Genomic DNA, 25,648 nt, shown 5'->3' with positions numbered 1-25,648 from the left:
CAGCGTCCTGAGCGGCTAGCCTTCGAGCTGTTCAAACGCGCTGCTGATCATCTGTTCCAGTTCTTGCTCATCGGAGAGATACTCCGCGTGGATCGTAATGCCCGCCGCCACATAGTAGAAGGCGGCCTTGATCTCCTCTAGCGGGATTCCGTGCAGGCGTGACCAGCCCAGACGATACACCGCGAGCTGGACCAGCTTGCTCTTCAGATCCTTGCCGCTAGGAACTCGACCGGTTTTCCAGTCCAGCATCAGCCACGTACCGTCGTCCATCCGGAAGACGGCATCAATGCGGCCACGCACAGCCACCGGACCCACACGGGTCTCCAATGGAACCTCGACATAGGCCGGCTGCAGCTTGGACCATTCGCTGCATAGGAACGCTTCCTTCATGGATTCAAGGTCCAGCGCCTCATCAAGATAGCCATCTGCCGGATCCTGCAGGTCTCCCAGATCAAGCATTGACGTCTTCTCGTAGAACTCTTCAATCCAGGCATGGAACGCGGTACCGCGCCGTGCAGCGAGCCCCGGTCGACGCGGCACCGGGCGTCGAAGGTTTTCCAGTACCCCAACCGGGTCCTCGGCCAGCTCGACAAACAATGAAGCACGCACATGCTCTGGTGCCTCGATGCTGCGCTCACGGCCAGCCAAGAACTCGCGCTGGCCTAGAAGTTTCTCGGCTTCTTCAGCCCACTGCCTCCCGAAGCTGGTCAGCGGCTCATGATCTGTTGGAACGGATTCGAGATCCTTCGCCACTTCCGCAATGACATTGCGCCGTGAATACGGGTATGGAGTCTTTTGCACTCCCCCCGTGACGACGGGGCCTTCCAATGGATCGTACGGCCACAGCGCTTCAAGGGGCGTCAAAGTGCTCGGGTTTTGTTCCGGCGCTTCTTCGTCCTTCACCCAGACCCCGATCTCCGCCTGGGGTTCCTCGCCTTCGGCCAGCGGAAGCAAACAGGTGAAGAATTCTGATGGCTCGGTTGGCTTGGTACGGGTGCTCGTCCAGACGCTGCTACTGCAAATCAGCAATGACTTGGCGCGGGTCACCGCAACATAGGCCAGGCGACGCTCTTCGGCAATGTGGTGGTCCTCTACCTGGTCCTTGAAGACCGATTCGGCTTCCAGCAGTTCCTTCAAGGCCGGCTGTTCGGTGTCCCATTGGGGCAGGTCGCGGGCGTCGCCACGGATTTCCCAGGGCAGCGCTTTGTCACCGCTGGTCCACCGGTCGGATTTGGAACCCGGGAACACCCCGTCGTTCAAGGTCATCACCGCCACGATGTCCCATTCCAATCCCTTGGACGCGTGAACCGTCAGCAATTGGACTGCCGCGGGGTCAGCATCTTCGCTTGGCAGCGGTAGTCCCTTTTCCTTTTCGGCGGCCTGTTCCAGCCACATCAAGAAGCCGGACAGTTCAACGCGTGGCGCATTGCGGCAGTATTCGCGTACCACATCGGCGAAGGCATCGAGGTTGGCTCGCGCCTTGTCTCGAGATATCCACGGACGGGCAGCCACCTCGATGTCCAGGTTCATGGCGCGTTCGGTCTCGCGAATCAGCGTTTCAAGGTCGTCATTGGCCAGCAGCCGCAGGCCGGCGAGTTCATCGCGCAGGGCCGCCAAGCGCTCGTAGCCCGCTGCGCTAATGGTCCTGCCGTCATTGCTGGTCCACCCTTCCCTGGGCAGGAAGTCCAGTGCTTCGACGAGGCTGGCCGCATCATTGAGTTCGGCGCGGGCCGCCTCGGTCACTGCTTCTTCGGGGCTCTGCGCCTCTTCGCTTTCTGCCGGGTCTGGCTGCAGCCCGCGGGCTCGCCGCCGTTCCAGCTGGCGGGACCAATCGGCGAAGGCCATCAGGTCTGCGGCACCCAGCCGCCAGCGCGCTCCAGCCAATAAGCGCATGAGCTTGTCGGAGCGCAGCGGGTCAACCAGCACGTGCAGGTACGAGACCAGGTCGGTGAGCTCAGGGGTGCTCAGCAATCCGGATAGTCCCACGAGCTGGTATTTGATGCCCCGCTCAGCGAGCACCTCGCCCATGATGCTCAACTGGGTACGATTTCGCGAGAGCACCGCACTGGTCTTCGGCTCGGAAGATGCCCTATTCTCGGCAACAATCATGTCGGCTATGGCGTCTGCCTCGTCGCGAACCGTTGCGCAACGGTTGAGCACCACACGACCTGGCTTGGCATGCGCCGAGGAATCCAAGGGCTTGACCGAGACCGGGCCTTGATGCTGCGGCCCGCCGGCAGTGATGCTATTCGCTGCCGCGAGCACGTTGACGGTATTGCGCCATGCGATGGTCAGGTGCTTCACGTGGGCGACGTCCCGGCCTGTGTCCCGAACAATCGGGAAGACTTCTGGGAATCGGAACAGCTGACCGGCACTAGCCCCGCGGAATCCGTAGATGGATTGGTTAGGGTCACCCACCGCGGTGACCGGATGGCCTTCGCCATAGAGTTGAGAGAAGAGCACCATCTGCGCGTGCGAGGTGTCCTGGAATTCATCCAGCAGCACCACCTTGTGGCTAGCCCGTTCGGCGAGCGCAGCTGCCGGCACCTCCTGGGCGATACGCGCTGCGTGGGCCACCAAGTCGCCGTAGTCCATCACCCCGAGGCGCTTCTTTTCCCGGGCGTACTCTTCAGCCAACTCAGCGATGGTGGCACGTGAAGCCAGCTTGTCGATGAGCTTGAGGGCTGCTTGGGTAGTTTTCTTGGGCTTCTCTGCGTCCATCGGCAAGGTGCGCAGGCGTGCCACCAGGTCATCAATCCACTGATGGGCCTCAGGTGCGGTGACCAAGTGCTCGGATGCTTCCGAACTGAAGGAAACGATGGCATCAATCAGTGTGCTGGTGGCACTGTTCAGGTGCTCGTAGTTGCCGGTGTATCTTTCCAGCACCGAGTGGGCCACCTGCCATGATTGGGCCGCGCCCAACAAGGCACTGTCTTCTTCAAGGCCAAGCCGCAGCCCATGGTCTTGGACCAGGGTGTTGGCGTAGGAGTGGTAGGTGGATACCGCAGGGTCAAGGAAGTCCCGGGTTTCTTCTGGGCTGAGCAGACCGGTGGCCACAAGCTGCGCGATCTTGGCACGGATACGCACGGAAAGCTCTCCCGCTGCCTTGCGGGTAAAGGTCACCCCGAGAATCTCTTCCGGCCGGACCAGCTGGTTGGCTACCAGCCAGACGACTTTATCCGCCATGGTTTTGGTCTTGCCCGAGCCGGCGCCGGCGATGACCAGCATCGGTTCCAATGGCGCAGCGACTATCTCAGCCTGCTGCGCGGTGGGCGGAAACTGCTCGCCCAGGGCTGCGGAGAGTTCTTCTGGAGTGAATCTGATATTGCTCATGGTTCGGTGACCTGTCGTCCTTGGGCGCACAAAGGGCAGATTTCAGGCAGCGTGCAGTTGCCGAGGATCCCTGCGGCTCCCGAAACGTGCCGGGTGATGAATTCACTGTTTCCCATCAGCGAGGCAGCTTCGAAGATGAGCGCGCGGGCCCAGTCCCCTTCACCAATTGATGGTTGTTCACGGACCGAGGCGCCCTTGGTGCTGGTACCGACGTAGACCAAGGATGCGCCGGCTGGCTCATCCGGGAGTCCTGCAGTTTCCTCGTGATCTTGCAACGCGCCGAGCTGGATTGCGGTTTGGTAGACGCCTAGCTGCGGGTGTTCCAAGGTTGCGTCCTTGGATGGCGCAGTGGAACCGGTTTTCAGGTCAACGACCCTCACCTTGCCGTTGGCGTCAGCTTCGACGCGGTCGATAATTCCGCGAAGCTGGATATGCGTGCCGTCAGGGGCCGGGACCTCGATCTGGAACGGCATCTCGCGAGCCACCAGTTCGCGTCCTTCTTGGCGCATGGTGACGCAGTAGGCGGCGAACTTCTTGAGCATGCTATTGGCACGGTCGAAGTCCCTTTGACCTTCCCAGTTCTCCAGTTTTTCCAGCTCTGGCCAGCGTTGCTCCAGGATCTGCTGGTATTCGCTTCCGCTTGCATCGGGATGCTCTTCGGCGATGGAGTGGATCAGCGTACCCAAGGAGGCCGCGAAATCGCGGGCAGCGGTTCCACCAGCGCTTTGCACAAACCAGTTCAGCGGCGATTTCACCAGGGTTTCCACCTTCGACGGTGACACCCGCCGAGGCTGGTCTTCCGGGATAACCGGTTCATGGGTAGTCAGTTCGCGCAACCCCCACCAGGAACTTGGATGCGCTCCTCGCACCGGGCGCTCTGCCTGAGCCAGGCGTCCAAGCACGTGGGTGGCGTCCTGGTACAGGTTAGCTGCTTCCACATCGTCCGGCGCTGGCGCTGCCCCAAGGCCGGCGGCCCTGGCTCTCTCGGCGGTGCTGCGCAGCTCTGCCACCAAGGTTGGAAGCGAACGGATGCGCGGAACCGCGGTTGGTTCCCTGCCTTCTGGCCCCGGTGGCTCGACCAGATCCAGGAAAGAGGAAGGCTGGCTGTCTTCGTTATCGACCGCCGTGCAAATCAGCTGGTCTCCAGCACGGGAGACGGCATTGCTGAAGCTGCGCAATTCGTCGTTGCGGATTTGGCGTACCAGATGCGTTGGCGTTCGGGTGGCCAGGAATTCAATGCCATGCTCCGCGGCGTCGGCGAGCGCATTGGAACCGAGCAGCTCGCCACGGAGCCGGAGGTTGGGCCAGGAGCCTTCTTGCAGCCCGGGGATAAAGACCACTGGCCATTGCTTTCCGGCAGCGGCAGCGGTAGTGAGAACCGTGACGGTTTGCCCACCGGCAGCACGGGTTGCCAAGGAGTCCATGGGCAATTCCTGCTGCAAGATGTGCTCGATGAACTGCTGGACGCTGGCGCCGGGAAGCTGATCCACAAAACGTTCTGCGGCTTGGAAAAGCGACAGGACAGCATCCAGGTCATGATCTGCGCGGCGGGCGGCAGTGCCGGTGCCCAGGGCCTCTTCGCGCCAGGCCTTTGCCCGGCCCGAGGCCTCCCACATCACCCAGAGCGCTGTTTCCGGTGTAGCGGTTCCGCTGGCCAGTTCGTCTTGCAGCGCGGAGTACATCTTCAGCAGCCGGTTCAATCCGTAACCCGGCTTGCCCAATTTCTCGGCCATTGCCGGTTCACGCAGGCAGGATTCAAGCAACTCCTGGCTGGAGCGGCGTCCGCCGGCTGCGGCTTCCTGCTGGCGCAAGAGCTGGCGGATCCGGCGGATTTCCAAGGCAGTGCTCATCCCATAACGCGACAGCAGCAGGTTCTGCATCAGGAGCGGGTCATCGGTGACAGAATCGCTGAACGCCAAGTTCAACAGGTCAAGCAGCGGACGGACCGCACCTTCATCCTTCAATGGAATTTCGGCCGGCGGCACCTGCACGCCGATTCCCTGGCCTTCAAGAAAACGGCTGAAGGAGCGCACCTGTGAACCGTTGCGCACCACAATCGCAATTTCAGCGAGGCTGCGGTTCTCGTAGAGGTTCAGATGCACTATCCGCTGGGCAATGAAACGTTCTTCCAAGGTGGAATTCTCGAATACCAGTGCCTGGCACAGTTCGTGTTCCGGCACGTTCAACGGCTCAATAGCTCGTCCGCGCAAGCCTGCAGCCAGCGGCACGCGGCTGACGATCCGTTTCCATGCCTCGGTGATCTGTCCAGACATTCGATAGCCGTGGGTCAGTTCGAGGCAGGTCGCTTCGCCAGCACTCGCGTAATTCTGTGCGAAACGATGCAATTCATCGGTGCGGGCACCGCGGAATCCCTGAACTACGCTGTCGGGTGCAGCGAAAGCGACCATGGCGCGGTCCTTGCCGAGCAGAGCCAGGAGGCGGTGCTGCGACAGGGTGGCTTCTTGCAGGTCATCCACGAGGATCAGGGCCAACCGGTCCTGTTCTGCGTGCAGGAACGCTTCATTGTCTTCCAGAATTTGTGCCGCCCGGGTAATCAGCCCTGCCGGGTCGAAGGCTTCGGCGCTGCCCAAGTCCAGCAGGTCGCGGTATTCCTGGTAGAACAGCGCAGCAGCGTGCCATTCGGGGCGGTTGGCTTGCTGGCCGAGGTCAGCGATGTCTGCAGGTTCCAATCCCAGCTCTGAAACACGGTCGAAGAACTCGCGGATTTCCTTGCGGAAGCCGCGAGTCCCTACTGCCAGCGCCAGTTCGCTTGGCCACTGCGGTCCTTCGGTGAGGCCTTCGGCATGGCCTTCCAGCAGGTGGCCGATGAGGGTGTCCTGTTCCGGACCGGAGAGCAAGCGGGGAATGCGTTCGAGCTGGGGCAAGAGTCCTTCAACGCGGGCACGGCGGATCAAGTCAAAGGCATAAGCCGACCAGGTGCGAACCACCGGTTCGGTGAAAGTCCGTTCTGCTCGGCGGCTGAGCTCATCACGGATCGAGGCAGCGGTCAGTCGAGTTGGCCCGATGATCAAGAGGGCCTGCGGATCGAGCCCGGCGTCAAGGTGCGCCACCGCGGTGTCGATGAGCAGATGGGTCTTGCCGGTACCCGGAGCCCCAGTGACCAGGACCGGGCTTTCCACCGAATGCAAGTGGCCAAGGACCGAGGTGGCTTCTTCGCGGGGCTGGCTTCGGGTCTCTTCCATACTCATAGTTGATCATCCATCTCGGACATTTTGGGGTTGCCCAGCGCCGTACGCAGCGCGTCAATTTTTTCCCACGCCCAGTCGTTGGGGTTCCAGCGGTATCTATTCATGTTCACGTGACGGCCAGGTGCTGCCAGTTCTTCTGCGATCCAGTGCCGTTCTGCTGCTTCGGCAAGCGCATCGGCCATGGAACCGTTGGAGCGGATAATCCGCCACCATGGTGTCCCTTCCGGCGCGCTTGCCATCGCCTTGCCCGTTTGGCGTGCTCCCCCGCTTCCGAGAAGTTCTGCCACGTCCTTGTAGCTGAGCACCGCCCCTGCCGGGACGAGTGCTGCGAGGCGATGCACCGCCTCTGAATAGTCCAGGGGCTTTTCGGCTGCGTCAGATGTCATAGCCCTATTCTGCCAATTAGCTTGCAGGACTCCACAACACGCAATTCGCAGGGCCGTCCTGTCCCGCCTTGGCTGTAGCGTTATATCCATGACTGAATGGCACAAGGGCCTGGCAATTGGCTTTGATTTGGAAACCACTGGTGTTGATACCAATACTGCACGCATCGTTACGGCATCGGTTGTCTTGCTGGATGCCGATGGCAAAGTGGTGAACAACCGCGAGTGGCTGGTAAACCCCGGGGTCGAGATTCCAGAGGCCGCGGCCGCAGTTCACGGAATCTCCACCGAGAAAGCCCGCGCCGACGGTGCCCCGGCGAAACAGTCCGTTCAGGAGATCTTGAATTTGCTGAAGTTCGCCTCGGAGCAAGCGCCAATCGTTGCTTTTAATGCTTCGTACGATTTCTCAGTGCTCTACAGCGAAGCCGTTCGCTACGACCTTGAGCCGTTTTTCCCGGGCAATGTGATCGATCCGTTCATCATCGACAAGCAGGTTGACAAGTTCCGCAAGGGGAAGCGCACCCTTGCGGCGGCTTGCGAGTTCTACGGTGTAGTCCTCGAAAATGCGCACACCTCGTTGGCCGATGCAGTTGCCTGCGTCGAGGTCGCTCGCCAGCTGGGCGAACGCTATCCGCAGTTGCAAGTAGATCCGATGGTGCTGCACGGCTGGCAGATCGGTTGGGCGAAAGAACAGGCAGAAAGTTTCCAGAAATACTTGCGCAAGACGAAGCCTGAAGCTGTTGTCGACGGCGCTTGGCCTATCACCGAGTCGTAAAGATTGAAATAATCAGCTTCTTGTGCCCCGTTTCACATGGGGTCAACAGGCCTCGCGACCACCATGCGGAAGCCAATCGTTCATTTTCTGTCACAAATCAACAAATTATATTCGAAGGCTCCCCCATTAAGACCTCATACTAAGAATCTTGACTGTAATTTCCCCTTGATTCGGGCGATTTTGTTCGATGATGATTCAATGGAGGGTACTCTCTACACCCTTTGAGAATCTGAAGGAACACGCCTAGTGATCACAGTCAGTGACCTGCGCAAGGTCTACCAGCAAGACGGCAAGGATGTTGTTGCCCTTGATGGTGTCAGCCTTGAAGTCCCTACCGGGAAAATTCATGGCATCGTCGGACATTCCGGAGCGGGTAAATCCACTCTCGTCCGTTGCTTGACCTTGCTCGATCAGCCTACATCCGGAACCGTTGCCGTTAACGGCAAGGAGCTGACCAACGTCAGCACCGACGAGTTACGGAATGCGCGACGTCGAATTGGCATGGTTTTCCAGCACGCGAACCTCTTCGACTCGCGCACCACCGAGCAGAATGTGGCATACCCGCTGGAGCTTGGTGGCATGCCCAAAGCCGAAATTGATGCCAAGGTCGCTGAACTCCTGGAGCTCGTGGGCCTAACCAGGTTCGCCAAAGGGTACCCATCCCAGCTTTCCGGTGGCCAGCGCCAGCGCGTTGGTATCGCCCGGGCGCTGGCCACCGATCCGGATGTCCTGCTCTGTGATGAGCCGACCAGTGCCTTGGATCCGAAGACCACCGATGAAATCCTCGATTTGGTCAAGAAGCTGCGCGATCGGTTGAACATCACCGTGCTGATCATTACCCACGAAATGCACGTCGTGAAGCAAGCCTGCGATTCCGTTTCGCTGCTGGAAGGCGGCAAGATCGTGGAGCACGGCAATATCGAACAGGTCATCACCAACGCCGAAGGCACTTTGGCTTCCACGTTGCTCCCGCTTCCGGGCGACGCACCACGCATCGAGGGCGAAGGACCGATCCTGGACCTGCTCTACACCGGCGGCCAGGCGACCCAGCCTGTCATCTCTTCCATTGCCCGCTTGTTCAATACCGATGTCAATGTCTTGGCTGGTTCGGTCGAGCAGCTTGGCAACCAGCAGTACGCGCACTTGCGCCTGCAGCTGGCTCCCGACGCGGATCTGGATGCAATCGTGAACCACCTGAAGTCCACCGGCATCGCCGTAACCGTGAAGGGAGCCAAGTAATCAATGGATTTCTTCACCCCCACCGTACTCAAGGCCGTAGGCCAAGCGACCGTCGAAACCCTGCAGATGGTCTTGATCTCAGGTGTGATCACCGTGATCATCGGACTGCTGCTGGGTATCTTGCTGCATGTCACTGGCAAAGGCGGACTGGCGCCGGTCCGCTGGCTAAACGCGATTCTCTCCACGGTGATCGTGAACATCACCCGTTCCGTCCCGTTCGCCATCTTAATGGTCGCCCTGATTCCGTTCGCCGCGATGCTCATCGGCACCGCGCTGGGCCCGATCGCTGCCTCGGTCTCTTTGACCATCGGCACGGTCCCATTTTTCGCCCGCCTGGTGGAAACCGCCTTGCGCGATGTTTCCGCTGGCAAGGTCGATGCCGCGCTGGTGATGGGTTCCACCAAGCTGCAAACCATTCGCAAGGTCCTGGTGCCTGAAGCCATGCCCGGCATCATTTCGGCCGTCACCACCACTCTGGTGACCTTGATCGGCTACTCCGCGATGGCTGGCTTGGTAGGCGGTGGCGGTTTGGGTCGTCTGGCCTACAACTACGGCTACGTCCGCTACAACATGCCCATCATGCTTGCGACCATCGTGATTATCGTGATCATGGTCCAGCTGGTGCAGGTCATCGGTGATGCGATCGCCCGCAAGGTCGATCACCGCTAGTCAAAACTTCCGCCGGTCTATCCGGCGGAGCCGTGGAACCGCTGAGGACACGGCAAATCCACTCGCATCGTGCCTCACGGCTCTACCTAAGGAAAGACAAGTTATGCGCAAGAAACTCGCACTCGCCATCACCGGTGTTGCCACCGCATTCGCCCTGACTGCTTGCGGCAGCAGCGAACCAACTGCTGATGCTGCAGCGACCCTGGATCCGGCAAACCCTACGGTTATCAAGGTAGGCGCCAGCCCGGTCCCACAGGCAGACATCCTGAACTTCATCGATGAGAACTTGGCGAAGGAAGCCGGCATCGACTTGGAAGTCATGGAGATCGATGACTACGTCACCCCGAACACCGGACTTGCCGACGGCTCGCTGGATGCCAACTACTTCCAGACCGAGGCCTACCTGGCTACCGAGATGAAGGAAAAGGGCTACGAGTTCGCGCACGGCGCTGGCGTTCATGTGGAGCCAATGACCGTCTTCTCGAAGAAGTTCAAGGACGCCAAGGACGTCGCAGAAGGCACCAAGGTACTGCTGAACAACGACCCGGTGAATCAGATCCGCGGCATGCGCGTCCTGGAAGAAGCAGGGCTGCTGCAGAACCTCAGCGATGATGATTCCCTGCTGACCGTCAACGGCAACGCGGACAAGAACCCGCTGAACCTCGAAATCACTGACGCCAACGCCGAGCAGGTCGTCCAGTACTACAAGTCCGATGATTCCATCGGCTTGGCGGTCATCAACGGCAACTACATCGTCCAGGCCAAGCTGGACAAAGCAGAGATGCTTGCCCAGGAGTCGGGCGAGAACAACCCCAACGCCAACTTCCTGACCTGGCGCGACGGCGAAGAGACCCCGGCTGTTGCGAAGCTTGAAGAGCTGTTGCACTCCGATGAGGTCCGCGATTACATCGAGAAGACCTGGACCGACGGCAGCGTTATCGCCGCTTTCTAATCCGGTTTCCAGCCACGGGGCATTCCCGAACGCTTGAACCTTGACTGCCCGAGTTCCGTATACGGAACTCGGGCAGTTCCGTTTCCCACCGTCTTTCCAGGCTTAAATGAGCCAGGGCCAGACAAGCACCTCACGGTGCCTGCCTGGCCCTGGCTGTTGCCCTCGGGAGCCTGCAATTAGGCCGTGGCGGCCGCAGCGGCCCGGGCAGCTGCTGGGAGGGCCGCGAAGATCTTCTCCATTGCGGCATCATCATGGGCCGCCGAGACGAACCATGCTTCGAAGACGCTTGGCGGCAGGTACACCCCGGAGTCCAGCATCGAGTGGAAGAACGGTGCATAGCGGAAGGCTTCCTGCCCCTGCGCGTCAGCGTAGTTGCGCACTCCCCTTTCGGAGGTGCCGAAAGCTACCGAGAACAAGGTACCGGCGCGCTGGATCGAGTGGTCCAGGCCAGCGGCATTGAAGGATTCGGTGATGGCACCCTGCAGCGCCTCGGACTGCTTGGCCAGGTGCGCGTAGACGTCCTCGGTCGCGTGGGTCAGCTGGGCGATGCCGGCAGCCATCGCTACCGGGTTGCCCGACAGCGTGCCTGCCTGGTAGACCGGACCCAATGGTGCCAGGTAGTCCATGACCTCAGCGCGTCCGCCCAGGGCCGCGGTGGGCAAACCGCCGCCGATGACCTTGCCGAAGGTGTAGAGGTCTGCGTTCCAGCCCTCTTCCTTGCCGGTCAGGCCCCAGTAGCCCGATGAGGAAGCGCGGAAGCCGGTGAGGACCTCGTCGAGGATCAGCAGCGCGCCGTGCTTGGCGGTAGTTTCCTTCAGGAACTTGTTGAATCCGTCCTCTGGAACTACGACACCCATGTTGCACGGAGCAGATTCGGTAATCACCGCAGCGATATTCGCACCGTGCTCGGCGAAGGCGGCCTCGATGGCGGCGCGATCGTTATAGGGCAGCACCAAGGTCTCTGCTGCCGTGGCAGCGGTCACGCCGGCGGAACCTGGCAAGGCCAGGGTGGCAACACCCGAGCCGGCGTCGGCCAGCAGGCCATCGAGGTGGCCGTGGTAGCAGCCGGAGAACTTGATGACAAGGTCACGGCCGGTGTAGCCGCGGGCCAGGCGGACGGCGGTCATGGTGGCTTCGGTGCCGGTGGAGACCATGCGCACGCGTTCCACCCCGCCCATGCGGGACTTGATCAGCGCGCCGAGCTTGGCCTCATCCGGAGTGGATGCGCCGAAGGACAAACCGCGGTCCACGGCCGCGTGCACTGCAGTCTGTATCTCCGGGTGGGCGTGGCCCAGCAGTGCCGGACCCCATGAGCACACCAGGTCGACATACTCCTTGCCGTCGGCGTCGGTCAGGTATGCGCCCTTGGCGCCGACCATGAAAGGAGGAACACCGCCGACCGAACCGAAGGCGCGCACCGGGGAGTTCACGCCACCTGGCATGACTTCGCGGGCTTCGGCGAAAAGCTTTTCAGAGTTCGACATGTTATTACTTGCCTTCCTTGAGCCAGCCGGCAACTTCGGCTGCATAGTAGGTGAGGATCTGCTGGGCACCGGAGCGCTTGATCGACAGCAGCGATTCAAGCACGGACGCCTTGCGGTCAATCCAGCCGTTGGCGGCGGCGGCCTCGATCATCGAGTACTCGCCGGAAATCTGGTAGGCGGAGACTGGAACTGGGGAAATATCGGCAATATCGCGCACGATATCCAGGTAGCTCATGGCCGGCTTGACCATGATCATGTCCGCGCCTTCGGCAATATCCAGTTCAGCTTCCAGCACCGCTTCGCTGCGGTTGGCCGAATCCATCTGGTAGGTGCGGCGGTCCCCCACCAGCTGGGAGTCCACTGCCTCGCGGAACGGGCCGTAGAAAGCGCTGGCGTACTTGGCGCTGTAGGCGAGGATGGAGACATCCTGGCGCCCGGCAGCATCCAGTGCCTGGCGGATGACACCGATCTGGCCGTCCATCATGCCCGACGGGCCCAGCATGTGGGCGCCGGCTTCGGCCTGGGCCACGGCCATCTGACCGTAGATTTCCAAGGTGGCATCGTTATCCACGTTGCCCTGGGCATCGAGCACGCCGCAATGGCCGTGCGAGGTGAATTCATCCAGACAGACATCGGACATGACCACCAGTTCATCGCCTACCTCGGCGCGCACCGCGGCAATGCCGCGGTTCAAGATGCCCTGCGGGTCCAGACCGACCGAGCCGTTCTCGTCGCGTACTTCCGGGATGCCAAAGAGCATGATGCCACCCAGCCCCAGCTCGGCCGCGTACGCCGCGGCAGCCTTCAGCGAGTCCATGGTGTGCTGGTAGACCCCCGGCATGGAGGTGATCTCGTTGGGTTCGACCAGTCCCTCGCGCACGAAGGCAGGCAAGATCAGTTGGCGTGCCGAAAGCTCATTTTCTGCCACCAGGCGGCGGATGGCAGGATTCTGCCGCAACCGGCGCGGGCGATGCTGAGGGAAACCCATGGCTCCTCTTTCTCCAGTTCTCATAACTTCTTATTCCGTTGTGCACACTTCCGGTCCCGGAGTTACCGGTGCCGGAGCAAATCTTGGGCCGCACGGGCCAGGCCCTGCGGGGTGGGAGCGGAGGCCACGGCATGCACCGGCAGCCCGGCACGCTCCATAGCCCGGGCCGTTGGATGGCCAATCGCGATGGTCTGCAGCTTCCCGGGCAGCTGCGTCCCTGCCAGCTGCACGAAGCGGCGGACCACGCTGGGCGCCGAGAAGACCACCAAATCCTGTTCTTCCAGTCTGTCACCGATCCGGTTCGCCGGTAGGACGTTGAGTCCGGCTGCCGCTTCCGGCTCAGAGACCGGGGTGCCGGGCGCCGGGGCATCCACGGTTTCATAGGCAATGAATTCGTTGACCTGCACCGGGTATTTGCCCAGCCCATCAGCCAGCGTGGAGCTGGCCAGATCGCCGTGCGGATAGCAGATCCTGGCACCCGGCTCAGGGATCCATGCCGCAAGCATGCCGGCAGCCGATTGCTCTTCAGCTTCGAAGTCCACGCTGCGGCCCAAGTGCCGCTTGATGGCCTCGGTGGACTTCTCTCCAACCGAGGCCAGACGCAGCTGCTCCGGCAGGAGCGCTCCAGCCAGCACCTGCTGCACCACCTTGACGGTATTCACCGAGGTGAAGACCAGCCAGGAGTAGTCTCCGGCGACCAGATCGCTGGCCATGCGCTGCAATGCGCTGCGGTCGGCGGGCCAAACAGTTTCGATCAGCTGGGCGCACCACGAGGTGATGCCCAGCCGATCGAATTCCTGCACGGTGGCCGCGGCACGTGCCGGGTTGCGCAGGATCAGTGCTTGATAAGCCATGGTCCGGAACTAGGCCAGCCCGGCAACTACGGCAGCGCCATCAGCGATCATCGACTGCGCCAGCGAACGGCCCAGCTGCTGTGCTGCATCCGCCGTGCTGCAGGAGATCCGCGCACTGCGGCGCATGGTCTGCGAGCCATCGGGGTTGCAGGCCACCGCTTCGAGGACCAGCTCATCGCCCTCGATATGGGCCAAGGCGCCAATCGGGGCAGCACAGCCGGCTTCCAATTCGGAGAGCAGCGCACGTTCGGCCTCCACCTGCATGCGGGTGGCGGCATCATCGAACTGCGCCAGAGCCGCATCCAATGCGCCGTGGCCGGTGCCCGCGGTACGGGTTTCCAGCGCCAAGGCGCCCTGGCCCGGGGCGGGCAGCATGATGGAGGGATCCAGGTACTCGGTGATGTGCTTGTCCAAGCCCAGGCGGCGCATCCCGGCAGCTGCCAGGATCACCGCGTCCAGGTCACCCTGGGTGCCGCGGCCCACGCTGCCATCATCCAGCGTCTTCCCGACACCCTTGACCCGGCCTAAGCGGGTGGGGACGTTGCCGCGGATATCGACAATCTCGAAGTCGCTGCGGTAGGCCAGCAGCTGGGCTGCACGGCGCGGCGAACCGGTACCGATCTTCGCACCCTGGGGCAGCTGGTCCAAGCCCAGCGAGTCGCGCGAGCACAGGGCATCGCGGACATCCTCGCGCGGCGGGATCGAGGCCAGGACCAGGCCCTCGGGCTGCGCAGTGGGCAGGTCCTTGAGCGAGTGCACGGCCAGGTCGCAGCCGGAATCGAGCAGGTGCTGGCGCAGCGCGGCGGCGAAGACGCCGGTGCCTCCGAGGGTGGCCAGCGAGCCGGTCACCACATCGCCTTCGGTCTTGACCAGCACGGTCTGCGCGGCCAACCCGGAAATCCCGGCCAGCTTCTGCGCGGCCCATCCGGTCTGGGTGGTCGCCAGCGCGCTGCCGCGCGTTCCTACGCGAAATGCTTCGGTCATGGCTGGGGTACACCAACTTCTGAATCGACTGCGCCGATGGTCGGGCGCAAGGTTCCGTCCAGGGCGCGCTTCTCGCAGCAGCCCGGACGGCAGACATCAAACCATGGGCCGCATTCGAGAACCGAGGTGCGGCCGGCGCGCAGGGCCTTGCCATCGGGGCCGGCCAGGCGTTCTTCGACCAAGTCCACCAGTCCGGAGATGAACGCCTGGTGGGTGCCCGGGGTGGCGACGCGGTCAAAGGCCAGGCCCAGTTGGGCGCAGCTGTCCTTGGCTTCGGTATCCAGATCCCACATGACTTCCATGTGGTCCGAGATGAAGCCGATGGGCACGACCACGACGCCGGCGACACCGGCTGCGGCATCCTCTTCCAGCGCGTCGTTGATATCCGGTTCCAGCCATGGCACATGCGGTGCCCCGGAGCGGGACTGGTAGACCAGGCTGTGCTCCAGGCCCTTGGCCTCCTCCACCTGGGACAGGATGTAGTTGGCCACCGCCTGGTGCTGGCTGGTGTAGAGATTCCCGTAGCCTGCGGCCCGGATACCTTCGGGTCCTGCGGCCTCGGCGTCGGCCATCGGAATGGAGTGGGTGACGAAGACGATCTTGATCGCCCCGTCTTCCTTGCCCGCTTCGGCCAGCTGCGCACGCACATTGGCCAGCGAGGAACGCAAGGACTGCGCAAAGGGCGTCACGAAGGCAGGAGTGTCGAAGAACTGGCGCAGCTTGTCCACTTCCACCACACCGTCCAGCCCGGTGTTGACTAGGCCCATGCCCGCATCCTCGCGGTACTGGCGGCAGGCCGAGTAGCCGGAGTAGGCGCCGGTGCCCATAAGCAGCACCTTGCGGTGGCCGTCGGCAGCCAGCTGCTTGAGGGTGTCGTCGATAAACGGGTGCCAGTTGCGGTTGCCCCAGTAAATGGGCAGGTCGATGCCGCGGGTAGCCAGCTCTGCCTCCAGCGCGGCCTTCAGTGCACGGTTCTGCGCGTTGATTGGCGAGACGCCGCCGTTCTTGCGGTAGTGCACCGCAACTTCTTCCAGGCGCTCGTCAGGGATGCCGCGGCCCTCGGTGACCTTGCGCAGGAACGGGATGACATCATCCTGCCCTTCCGGTCCGCCGAAGGATGCCAGCAAGATGGCATCGTAGGACTTGGGAATCATCTGGCCGTTGCGGTCATATCCCTCGCGGGGGTCAAAGGCCTGGCTCACTTCAGTACCTCTAGCGCTTCAGCTGCCGAGATGCGGCGGCCGGTGTAGAACGGAGTCTCCTCACGCACATGGTGGCGAGCTTCGGTGTAGCGCAGGTGGCGCATCATGTCGACGAGATCGATCATGTCGTCGGCTTCGAGGCAGATCTGCCATTCGTAGTCGCCGAAGGAGAAGGCCGCTACGGTGTTGGCCAGCACGTTCGGGAATTCGCGGCCCAGGATGCCGTGGTCGCGCAGCATCTTGCCGCGGGCCGCCGGATCCAGGGTGTACCACTCGGTGGAGCGGACGAATGGGTAAACGGTCATCCATTCCTTCGGATCCAGGCCGCGCGCGAACGCTGGCGAGTGGTCCTTGGCGAATTCCGCTTCACGGTGCACGGCCATGGTGGAGTAAACGATTTCGGTGCCGGCCAGCAGGGCCGAACGGCGGATCTTGCGCATCGATGCCTGCAGCAGCTGGGCCGATGGCCCGTGCACCCAGAACATCACGTCAGCGTCCTCGCGCATGGCCGAAACGTCGTAGATGCCGCGCACGGTGGCGCCTTCGGCGGCCAGCTCGGCGACCAGCGCATCGAATTCAGCGGCAGCAGCCTCGGAACGCTCGACAATTTCCGAACGCTTGAAAATGGTCCAGAGAGTGTAGAAGAACGTCGGGTTTTCTCCTGCATTTTCGCGTTCACGAATTACTGGGGAATTATGCTCCGGTGCGTTGCTCACTTGATATTCTCCTTGATCTGGTTTCGGACAAAAGTCCAGGATAGTTGGCCCGGGTGCGGTTAGCGGGCGCTGATCGCGACGGCACTGCGGGCTTGGGCGATAACTCGCGCCAGTCCGGTGCCGGCAATCCATGCGCCAACCACATCGAGCCCTTCGAAGCCCGACAGGCTGCGCTGCAGTTGCGCGCGGCGCGTGGTAGCGGCCTGGCCCTGCAGCGGAACCATGTCGCTGAAGCGTGAAACGGTGCTTCCCAAGACATCATCAAGATGCAATTGAACACCGAGAATCTTTGAAGCATCTTTGATTGCCTGGTCGATGAGAGCTGAATCATCTCCGGATTCGACAAGTTGCTCATGTTCGCCGATTCGTCCAAAGGACAGGCGCAGTACGTGGGTGCCAGGGCCGGCCTCTGCGGCGAGCCAGGGCCACTTGGCCGTGGAATGGGTCAGCGCCTTGGCCGTCAGCGGGGCGTTCCTGGAGACCAGCACACCCGATCCGCGCGGGGCATCATCGAGTTCCGGCTTATCGACCACCAGGATCGCCAAGGCAATGGCATTGGCACCGCTTTCGCCGGCGATCCGCTCTTCTGGTGCCAGCAGGGGGTTCAGCAGGTCCAGTGCCGGCTCGGCCGGCGTCGCGAGAACTACCCGGTCAGCGAGCAGTTCATGGCCCAAGGTCGTGACTGCATACGGAGTTGGCGACTGCGCATCGTGGCGCAAGGAGGTCACCGGCGAATTGCGCACCAGCGCAACGCCAGCCTGCTCCAGCTGGGACACCAGGGCTTCGACCATGGTGTACATGCCGCCGTTGAGGCCAGCCACACGGGAACCAGCCGGAGCCGAAGCCTGCAGCCGGGTGACGGCGCGGGCCAGCGAACCGGTCTCCTGCATGGCTTGGCGCAGGCCAGGCGCGGCGGCGTCAATGGAAATCTTGGCAGGGTCGGTGGAATAGACGCCGTTGATGACCGGGGCCACCAGCTGGTCCAGTACCGCCTGTCCCATGCGGGAACGGACCACTTCAGCGATGGTCAGGTTCTCCGTGGCCCACTTCTTGTTCATGGGCGTGATCAGATCCGCTGCGGCACGCACGGTGGCCGGTCGGCCAATGATGCCGCGCACCTCGTCGGTGCGCACATTGCCCGGGATGCCCAGCATTGCGGTGGCAGGCATCTGGTGAGCATGGATTTCCTGCTCTTCCCCCTGGATGAGCCAGGCCCGCTCTCCGGAGGTCCTGGCGATCTGCCCGCCTAGATCCAGCTCGTCGAGGTAGGAGGAAACAATGCCGCCACGCAGAGCGAAGGATTCCGCGCCAGCATCAATCTCCATGCCGGCAACTTCGGTGGTGCGCACGCAGCCACCGAAGTTCGCGGTTGCTTCCAGCACGGTCACTTCGTGTCCGGTCTGGCGAAGTTCACGGGCAGCGACCAGGCCGGCGATGCCGCCACCGATCACCACCGCATGCGGGGCCAATGGCTTCTGGGCCTGATCGGCCGATTCGCTCTTCGCTAGGCGTGCTTCGCTGGCGCTGCGTACCTTTTCCAGCAGGCGCAAGGCATGCGCTGCGGCATCGTTGGCAATATCGCGTCGCGGTTTGGACGCGCCGGTGGCTTCAGCTGAATCCCCTGCGCGCAGATTGCGCTGTTCCTTGCTCACGTGCCTAGCACCTTCTACCTTCACAATATGCCGATGCCCTGTTCCCTGCCCATGGCCTCGAGGGCCAGTTGGAACACAGCGTTAAACCTAGCTTAGACCTGTTGAATTACAGCGAGTGAATGAGCTCCACCACACGGGTCAACACGGTTGGGTCGGTGGTTGGCGGAACGCCATGGCCCAGGTTCACCACATGTCCGCGGGCCTTCTTGCCTGCTGCAACCACTTCGCGCACGTGCGCCTCGAGGACTTCCCACGGGGCATCGAGCAACGCCGGGTCGATGTTGCCCTGGACCGAAACGTCCTGGCCCAAGCGTTCAATCGCGGTTTCCAGCGGGATGCGGTAATCCACGCCCACGGTATCCACGCCAGCATCGCGCATGGCGGTGAGCAGTTCGCCGGTGCCGGTTCCGAAGTGGATCAACGGCACGCCCAGGTCGCGGACGTAGTCCAGGGACTTCACCGAGTACGGGGCGACGTGCTTCTGGTAGTCCGGAAGCGAGAGCGAACCAGCCCAGGAGTCGAAGAGCTGCGCGGCCGAGGCGCCGGCTTCAACCTGCGCCCGCAGGAACTTGCCCGAGGCGTCGGCAGCCCAGGTCATCAGTCCGTCCCAGACATCCGGGTCGGTGTGCATCATGGTGCGCGGGCCCAGGTGGTCGCGGCTTGGCTTGCCCTCGACCATGTAGGCGGCCACGGTGAATGGCGCACCGGCGAAACCGATCAGCGGGGTCTTGCCCAGCTCGGCCACGGTCAAGCGCACGGCTTCGCGGATGGGTTCCAGCGACTCGTCCGTCAGCTCCGGAAGGGCAGCTACCTGCTCCCTGGTGCGAATCGGGGTGTCCAGCACCGGGCCAACGCCTGGCACGATGTCCACGCCAATGCCTGCAAGGCGCAGCGGGATGACGATGTCCGAGAAGAAGATGCCGGCGTCCACCTTGTGGCGGCGCACCGGCTGCAAGGTGATCTCGCTGGCCATGGCAGGGTCAAGGCAGGAGTCGAGCATGCTCACTCCTTCACGCAGCTTCAGGTATTCAGGCAGCGAACGGCCAGCCTGGCGCATGAACCACACCGGGTGATGCGACGGCTTCTTGCCGGTCAAAGCGTGGATCAAAGCGGAATCTTGGGTACGTCCATCAATCAACGGATGGTTCTGCGACAGGGTCATGCCCCAATTCTGCCAACTCTTCAGATTAAAAGCCCATTTACTGCGTTCGCCCGCAGGGGAAGGTGAGCAAACTAACCCCTTGGAACCATGCGGATTTAGGCACACCTGCGTTGTCTGCCGGTATTTTCCGGCCTATTCTGGGGTCACTGTGGTTTTCTTATCTCTTGTCGCATCGCATTCCCAGCTCGATCTGGAGACCGTCGCACAAATCAGTGCTTCGGCCGACGGGCTGGCAGCTGCCTCCGTTAACGGTTCGGCGGCTATCAATGGCGCCGTCGTGCTGGCCACCTGCAACCGCTTCGAAGTCTACGCAGACGTGGACCACGTGGAGGACGCAGCAGAACATCTGGTCAACGAGCTGGCAGCAAGCACCGACCTCTCCCCCGAATTCCTGGCCCGCCGTCTCACCACGCTGGAAGGCGACCCGGTAGTTGAGCACCTCTTCTCCGTAGGCGCCGGACTGGACTCGGCCGTTGTCGGCGAACGCGAAATCGCTGGCCAGGTGCGTCGAGCACTGACCCAGGCGCAGCAAGAGAAGACCACAACCAGCAACCTCACCCGCCTGTTCCAGAACGCCACCCGCGCGGCCAAGGATGTCGGTTCGAATACCGACCTTGGCACCCAGGGCAAGTCCGTGGTTTCGGTGGCCCTCGATCTGGCCGAAGAACTGGCCACTGAAGGCCGCGACTGGTCCGAGCAGGATGTTGTGCTCTTTGGCACCGGTTCCTACGCTGGCGCCACCATGGCGTTGCTCAAGGAACGCGGCGTCCAGCGCATTTCGGTTTACTCGCATTCCGGGCGCGCCGCAGATTTCACCGCGAAGCGCGGCGGTTTCCCGCTCAGCGACGAATTGCTGCCGCAGGCCCTGCGCGAAGCTGACATCATCGTTGGCTGCTCCGGCGGCGGTCACCAGTTGGCCCGTGCAGAGCTTGAAGCGCTGCGCGTGAAGAAGCACCCGCTGATCGCCATCGACATGGCGCTCACCCACGACTTCGATCCGACCATGGTCGAACTGCCCGATGTTGAACTGATTACCTTGGAATCGGTGCGCATGGCCGCCCCGACCGAGCAGGCCATGGCCGTTCACGCGGCTAGCCGCATCGTCAAGAACGCCACCGCAGAATTTGCCGCCGCTCAGCGTGAACGCGAGGCCGACTTCGCGATTGTCGCGCTGCGCCAGCACACCAAAGCCGTTCTGGATGCCGAGATCGCGAAGGTCCGTGCCCAGCACGGCTGCAGCGCCGCGGCCGAGGAAGTCGAGCTGGCCATGCGCCGCATGGTGCGCCAGCTTTTGCATGTGCCTACCGTGCGTGCCCGCGAACTGGCAGGCGAAGGCCGCACCGGCGAATACGTCTCGGCCCTGGAAACCCTCTACGGCTTGGAGCTCTCGCAGCCGGAGCCCGGGAAATCGGAGACTACGCAGGCCCTGGGCAACTGTCCAGCCGCCCCGGAAGCCAAATCAGCGTAGAAAACCTGATTTCCCCCAGCATATTTCCACTTTCCGCACAGAAGCATGGAATACTACTTCCAAGTAGATTATCCACCCGAGAATTCCTTTGATGACTTGGGAGCTGATCACTCTGCAGCTGGAAAGGCCCCATTCGACATGACGGAACTCGAAAATATCAAAGGCACCCGCCCGCAACGGATGCCCCGTGAAGCGCGTCGTCGCCAGCTGCTGCAGGCAGCGCACCAGGTTTTCGTGGCCCATGGGTACCATGGTGCGTCCATGGACGAAATCGCTGAAGTCGCTCTGGTTTCCAAACCGGTGCTCTACCAGCATTTCCCCGGCAAACGCGAACTCTACCTCGCCTTGCTGGATTCGCACCTGGCCGACTTCAGCCGTCAGCTGGATGAAGCGATCCGCTCCACCAGCGACAATCGCGAGCGCGTCTTCGCCACCATCAACACCTACTACAGCTACATCAAGGGCGAATCCCAGGCGTACCGCCTGATCTTCGAATCCGATGTGCTCTCGGACCCGCTGATCGCCCATCGCATCGAGCAGTTCAACAGTTCGCTGGCTTCCTCCATCGCCCGCGTCGTGGTCGAAGATACCGACATGAGCGAGGAGGAAGGCCTGCTGGCAGGCCGTGCCCTGGCAGGCCTCTCCCAGGTTTCGGCGCGTTACTGGGCCACCAGCAGCTCCTCGGTGGACCAGAATGCCGCCGTGGATCTCATCTCCCGTTTAGCTTGGCGCGGAATTTCGCAGTTCCCGAAAGAAAACTAGCTAAATTAGTGTTCAGAGGCCCCATACGGGACACCTATTTCGTTCGAGAGGATCTGCGACAATCATGGAAATCCGCATTGGCATTCAGAATGTAGCCCGCGAAGTTGTACTTGAATCCGAGCTCAGCAACGCCGAAGTCAATGAGCTGGTCTCGAAGGCGATCGCCGACGGCACCGTTCTGGCACTGAAGGATCCAAAGGGCCGCGAGGTCCTGGTGCCTGCTGCTGGCATCGCTTACGTTGAGGTTGGCCCGGAAGAAGTCCGCCGCGTCGGCTTCGCACAGTAGAGCTTGTTGCGCGCCGAGGCATCGCCTTGGCAGCTGGTGGCCGGTTTCGCTTAGAAGCGAAACCGGCTATTTCTTCGCCCAAATGGTGATTTGACTCACCGAGTCATGGTATTGCTAAGGGGTGACTGAACGAAGAATCCGCAGCCCCCGCCCGGTTCCCGCCAACTCGCTGGCCCAGCTACTGCTCGGCCTTGAAGCAGAGTTCGAGGTACCGGCACCCTTCGACGAGCAAACCCTGAAAGCCGCGGAACTGGCGGTAGCCCAGGTCCAGCACCCCGAAGAAGACGCCACCGGCATCCCGTTCTTCACCATTGACCCGCTCGGCGCCACCGATCTCGACCAGGCGATGTTCCTTGAACGAAACGGCCAGGGCTATACCGTGCACTATGCGATCGCGGACGTTCCCGCGTTCGTGACCTTGGGCAGCCAGCTGGACCAGGTGGCCCGCCAACGCGGTCAGACCTATTACCTGCCGCACCGCAAGATCACCTTGCACCCGCCCCTGATTTCCGAAGACCAGGGCTCGCTGCTGCCAGACCAGGACCGGCCGGCCTTCCACTGGAAAATTTCCCTGGATGCCGATGGCGCCCTGGGCGAGGTCCAGCTGAACCGCGCGCGCATCCGTTCCCGCGCCCAGCTCGACTACGCCTCCGCCCAGGCCCGGCTGGATTCGGGGGAACCCGATGAGCAGCTGGAATTGCTCGCCGAAATCGGTGCTGCGCGCCTGCTGCAGGAGCAACTGCGCGGCGGCGCCTCATTGAACCTGCCGGACCAGGAAATTGAAGAAGCAGGCGACGGCTACAAGCTGGTCAGCCGCACCCCGCTGCCCCTGGAAGGGCACAACGCGCAGATTTCCCTGCTCACCGGCATAGCCGCGGCCCGCATCATGCTCGAGGCCGGTGTGGGCATCCTGCGCACCATGCCCGCACCGGATGAAGCGGACCAGCAGGAATTCCGCACCCAGACCCAGTTGCTGGGCACGCCGTGGGACGCAACGCAAAGCTATGGGCAGTACCTGCATGCATTGGATGTCAGCGACCCGAAGCAACTGGTGATCATGCATCGTGCCGCCGCGCTGTTCCGCGGTGCGGACTACCGGGTCATAGCCGGGCAGCCCGAAGAGGAACTGATCCAAGCGGCACTGGCGGCACCCTACGCGCACACCACCGCGCCGCTGCGCCGGCTCGTGGACCGCTTCGTGCTGCTCACCTGCCACCTGCTTTCCACCGGCCAACCGATCCCCGAGCAGCTCGCCTCGGCCCTGGAAGAGCTGCCCGGGCTGATGCGTACCAGCAGCATTGCCGCCAACCGGGTGAACAATGCGGCCGTCGACCTGCTCGAAGCCTATGTGCTCAAAACACGTGTCGGGGAAGAATTCCAAGCCATCGTGCTGAAGTCAGCCGAGCAAAAGGAAGATGGAAAGATTCGTCCCGGAGTGCTGCAGCTGGCCGATGAACCGGTCACCGGAGAGTTTTCCGGTTCCGCCCAGCCGGGCACCTTGGTGCGCGTAAAGCTGGTCCAAGCTGATCCCGTGGCCCGCAAGATCAGCTTCGAAATCGTGGCCTGAGACTCCTAAACCCGGGTTTCCGGGCAAAACCGGCTATGCTTGGCCTATTAGTAAATAGGATGCCCGATCGCAATGGGCTGATAGATGAAACAGTTTTATGGCGACTTCCCAGCGGCCGCCATCCCGCAGGTGCTTGACCAAGCCACCTAACGTGAAAGTAGCGATCGGCTCCGCTGGATTCGTGCGGTATCCGCATGCTCCTGGCTTGTTGCAAGCCGGAATGGAGCAGGTACCGTGCCCACATGAAACGAGAACAAAGACATCGTGACTGACACGACGCTTTCGGCCCCAGTGGCCGAACCACAAGACAATGAGCCAACCATCGCAGAGCCGATCAAGCAGAGCTTTGCCGATTTGAAGGTTCGCGAAGACATCGTTGCTTCGCTTTCGGAAGCCGGGATCGAGTACCCGTTCCCCATCCAGGCCCTGACCCTGCCAGTTGCCCTGGGCGGCAACGACATCATCGGCCAGGCCAAGACCGGCACCGGCAAGACCCTGGGCTTTGGCATCCCTGCCCTGCAGCGCGTGATCCGCGAAGGCGACAAGGGCTACGGGGATCTTGAATTCCCCGGTGCCCCGCAGGCACTGATCGTGGCCCCGACCCGCGAGCTGGCCATCCAGGTCGGCGCCGACCTGGCCCAGGCGTCGAAGCACTCGAACATCTCGATCACCACCATCTACGGTGGCCGCCCCTACGAAGAGCAGATCAATGCCCTGAAGGCCGGCACCGACGTGATTGTCGGCACCCCGGGCCGCTTGATCGACCTGAACCGCCAGCGCGTGCTGAACCTCAAGCAGGTTCGCACCGTGGTACTGGATGAGGCCGACGAGATGCTGGACCTGGGCTTCCTGCCCGATGTCGAGCGCATTCTGGCCGCCTTGCCGCCGGTACGCCAGGCGATGCTGTTCTCCGCCACCATGCCCGGCGCCGTGATCACCATGGCCCGCCGCTACATGACCCGTCCCACCCACATCCGCGCCCAGGATCCCGGCGATGATGACTCGCTGACCAAGCGCAACATCCGCCAGCTGGTCTACCGCGCGCACAACATGGACAAGGACGAGATGGTGGCCCGCCTGCTGCAGGCCGAGGGCCGCGGCAAGACCATCATCTTCACCCAGACCAAGCGCTCGGCTGCCAAGCTGTCCGATGAGCTGGTGGACCGCGGCTTCAACGCCGGTTCGCTGCACGGCGATCTGGGCCAGGGCGCCCGCGAGCAGGCCTTGAAGGCCTTCCGCGCCGGCAAGGTCGACATCCTGGTAGCTACCGATGTCGCGGCCCGCGGCATCGACGTGGATGACGTCACCCACGTGGTCAACCTGCAGTGCCCGGATGATGAGAACACCTATCTGCACCGCGTAGGCCGTACCGGTCGTGCCGGCAACACCGGTATTGCGGTCACCTTCGTGGATTGGGATTCGGTGCCCCGCTGGTCGCTGATCAACAAGGCGCTGGGCCTGAACGTTCCCGAGCCGGTAGAGACCTACTCGTCCTCGCCGCATTTCTTCGCCGACTTGGGAATCCCCAAGGGCACCAAGGGCCGCTTGCAGCGTGCCAAGAAGACCGCGGCAGCTGAGGGCGATGGCTCGCCACGCCGCGAGGATTCGGCGCGCACCCCGCGCCGCCGCAGCAATTCGCGTACCCGCACCCGCACCGTGAACGGCGAGCAGACCCAGCAGCGCGGTGCGCAGGACTCCGGCGCCGAGCAGGAGGGCGCACGCCACGGCCACTCCAAGGGCAAGCAGGACCGTCCGGCACGCGAAAACGAGCGCCACCGCGAAACCCATGCTTCCGGCGGGGAGCAGGAGGCGACCGAGGGCGCATCCGCTGCCCGCCGACGCCGTCCGCGCCGCCGCACCCGCAGCACCGAAGCAGGCGGCCAGGACTAATCCCCAGTCCAACCGGTCAGCCAACTTTTCCGAAAGGAACCTACACCAGCGGTGCTCGCTCTACCCGAAGAAC

Annotated in this window: 20 protein-coding genes; 9 read left to right on the top strand and 11 right to left on the bottom strand. The window is 62.4% G+C overall.

All coding sequences use genetic code 11. The features are described 5' to 3' along the window. Window positions 1-15: 15 nt before the first annotated feature. From ACIOU9_RS02485 to ACIOU9_RS02475, 3 genes are read right to left on the bottom strand one after another with little or no spacing between them, the layout of a single operon-like run. Window positions 16-3,333, bottom strand: a complete 3,318-nt coding sequence (locus tag ACIOU9_RS02485) for an ATP-dependent DNA helicase (RefSeq protein WP_105661508.1) — start codon at window positions 3,331-3,333, stop codon at window positions 16-18. Continuing rightward, entirely contained in the window at window positions 3,330-6,542 is a 3,213-nt protein-coding gene (locus ACIOU9_RS02480; protein WP_133833705.1) for an ATP-dependent DNA helicase, read from the bottom strand. The genes ACIOU9_RS02485 and ACIOU9_RS02480 overlap by 4 nt, the downstream gene beginning before the upstream one ends. Continuing rightward, window positions 6,539-6,928, bottom strand: a complete 390-nt coding sequence (locus ACIOU9_RS02475) for an MGMT family protein (RefSeq protein WP_166650728.1) — start codon at window positions 6,926-6,928, stop codon at window positions 6,539-6,541. The genes ACIOU9_RS02480 and ACIOU9_RS02475 overlap by 4 nt, the downstream gene beginning before the upstream one ends. An 88-nt stretch (window positions 6,929-7,016) precedes the next feature. Between ACIOU9_RS02475 and ACIOU9_RS02470 the strand changes: the two genes are divergently transcribed. The 4 genes from ACIOU9_RS02470 (at window position 7,017) to ACIOU9_RS02455 (ending at window position 10,560) form a co-directional block, all read left to right on the top strand. Beyond that, window positions 7,017-7,700: a 3'-5' exonuclease gene (locus tag ACIOU9_RS02470; RefSeq protein WP_105657505.1), complete on the top strand. Its 684-nt coding sequence runs from the start codon at window positions 7,017-7,019 to the stop codon at window positions 7,698-7,700. Window positions 7,701-7,946: 246 nt separating this feature from the next. Continuing rightward, a complete protein-coding gene (locus ACIOU9_RS02465) occupies window positions 7,947-8,939 on the top strand; it encodes a methionine ABC transporter ATP-binding protein (protein WP_105657506.1) in 993 nt (330 codons plus the stop codon). A gap of 3 nt (window positions 8,940-8,942) precedes the next feature. Next, the gene (locus ACIOU9_RS02460; protein WP_105657507.1) at window positions 8,943-9,608 is read left to right on the top strand and encodes a methionine ABC transporter permease; all 666 of its coding nucleotides are present in this window, start codon (window positions 8,943-8,945) and stop codon (window positions 9,606-9,608) included. 103 nt (window positions 9,609-9,711) lie between these two features. Beyond that, complete coding sequence (locus ACIOU9_RS02455) at window positions 9,712-10,560, top strand: MetQ/NlpA family ABC transporter substrate-binding protein (protein WP_332489383.1); 849 nt, start codon at window positions 9,712-9,714, stop codon at window positions 10,558-10,560. A 176-nt stretch (window positions 10,561-10,736) separates the two neighbouring features. Here ACIOU9_RS02455 and hemL read toward each other — a convergent pair whose 3' ends face one another. The 8 genes from hemL to hemE form a co-directional block, all read right to left on the bottom strand. Further along, window positions 10,737-12,044, bottom strand: coding sequence for a glutamate-1-semialdehyde 2,1-aminomutase (gene hemL / locus ACIOU9_RS02450; RefSeq protein ID WP_402695962.1), 1,308 nt, complete (start codon window positions 12,042-12,044; stop codon window positions 10,737-10,739). A gap of 4 nt (window positions 12,045-12,048) precedes the next feature. Further along, window positions 12,049-13,032 carry a porphobilinogen synthase gene (gene hemB, locus ACIOU9_RS02445; RefSeq protein ID WP_402695961.1) on the bottom strand — a complete coding sequence of 328 codons (984 nt, stop codon included), beginning with the start codon at window positions 13,030-13,032 and terminating at the stop codon, window positions 12,049-12,051. Between the two features lie 62 nt (window positions 13,033-13,094). Further along, entirely contained in the window at window positions 13,095-13,886 is a 792-nt protein-coding gene (locus ACIOU9_RS02440; RefSeq protein ID WP_133833704.1) for a uroporphyrinogen-III synthase, read from the bottom strand. Between the two features lie 9 nt (window positions 13,887-13,895). Continuing rightward, window positions 13,896-14,870: a hydroxymethylbilane synthase gene (gene hemC / locus ACIOU9_RS02435; protein WP_133833703.1), complete on the bottom strand. Its 975-nt coding sequence runs from the start codon at window positions 14,868-14,870 to the stop codon at window positions 13,896-13,898. After that, window positions 14,867-16,072: a ferrochelatase gene (locus ACIOU9_RS02430; RefSeq protein ID WP_133833702.1), complete on the bottom strand. Its 1,206-nt coding sequence runs from the start codon at window positions 16,070-16,072 to the stop codon at window positions 14,867-14,869. Before ACIOU9_RS02430 ends, hemC begins: the two co-directional genes overlap by 4 nt. After that, complete coding sequence (hemQ, locus tag ACIOU9_RS02425) at window positions 16,069-16,755, bottom strand: hydrogen peroxide-dependent heme synthase (protein WP_105657676.1); 687 nt, start codon at window positions 16,753-16,755, stop codon at window positions 16,069-16,071. The genes ACIOU9_RS02430 and hemQ overlap by 4 nt, the downstream gene beginning before the upstream one ends. Window positions 16,756-16,847: 92 nt before the next feature. Next, the gene (gene hemG / locus ACIOU9_RS02420) at window positions 16,848-18,440 is read right to left on the bottom strand and encodes a protoporphyrinogen oxidase (RefSeq protein ID WP_166650727.1); all 1,593 of its coding nucleotides are present in this window, start codon (window positions 18,438-18,440) and stop codon (window positions 16,848-16,850) included. 106 nt (window positions 18,441-18,546) lie between these two features. Then, the gene (gene hemE / locus ACIOU9_RS02415; protein WP_332594821.1) at window positions 18,547-19,602 is read right to left on the bottom strand and encodes a uroporphyrinogen decarboxylase; all 1,056 of its coding nucleotides are present in this window, start codon (window positions 19,600-19,602) and stop codon (window positions 18,547-18,549) included. A gap of 148 nt (window positions 19,603-19,750) precedes the next feature. Here hemE and ACIOU9_RS02410 point away from each other — a divergent pair, with 148 nt between their 5' ends. The 5 genes from ACIOU9_RS02410 (at window position 19,751) to ACIOU9_RS02390 (ending at window position 25,575) form a co-directional block, all read left to right on the top strand. Continuing rightward, the gene (locus ACIOU9_RS02410; RefSeq protein ID WP_105657516.1) at window positions 19,751-21,070 is read left to right on the top strand and encodes a glutamyl-tRNA reductase; all 1,320 of its coding nucleotides are present in this window, start codon (window positions 19,751-19,753) and stop codon (window positions 21,068-21,070) included. Window positions 21,071-21,208: 138 nt separating this feature from the next. Next, on the top strand, window positions 21,209-21,832 hold the full coding sequence (locus ACIOU9_RS02405; RefSeq protein ID WP_105657677.1) for a TetR/AcrR family transcriptional regulator: 624 nt from the start codon (window positions 21,209-21,211) through the stop codon (window positions 21,830-21,832). Between the two features lie 64 nt (window positions 21,833-21,896). Next, window positions 21,897-22,118, top strand: a complete 222-nt coding sequence (locus ACIOU9_RS02400) for a DUF3107 domain-containing protein (RefSeq protein WP_105657517.1) — start codon at window positions 21,897-21,899, stop codon at window positions 22,116-22,118. A gap of 121 nt (window positions 22,119-22,239) precedes the next feature. Next, on the top strand, window positions 22,240-23,685 hold the full coding sequence (locus tag ACIOU9_RS02395) for an RNB domain-containing ribonuclease (protein ID WP_105657518.1): 1,446 nt from the start codon (window positions 22,240-22,242) through the stop codon (window positions 23,683-23,685). A 264-nt stretch (window positions 23,686-23,949) separates the two neighbouring features. Further along, window positions 23,950-25,575, top strand: a complete 1,626-nt coding sequence (locus ACIOU9_RS02390; protein WP_105657519.1) for a DEAD/DEAH box helicase — start codon at window positions 23,950-23,952, stop codon at window positions 25,573-25,575. Window positions 25,576-25,648: the final 73 nt, after the last annotated feature.

It is taken from the genome of Glutamicibacter sp. NPDC087583, assembly GCF_044743685.1.
GTDB lineage: Bacteria > Actinomycetota > Actinomycetes > Actinomycetales > Micrococcaceae > Glutamicibacter.
Note: the sequence above shows the minus strand (reverse complement) of the source record. Positions and strands in the feature narration are given on the sequence as shown.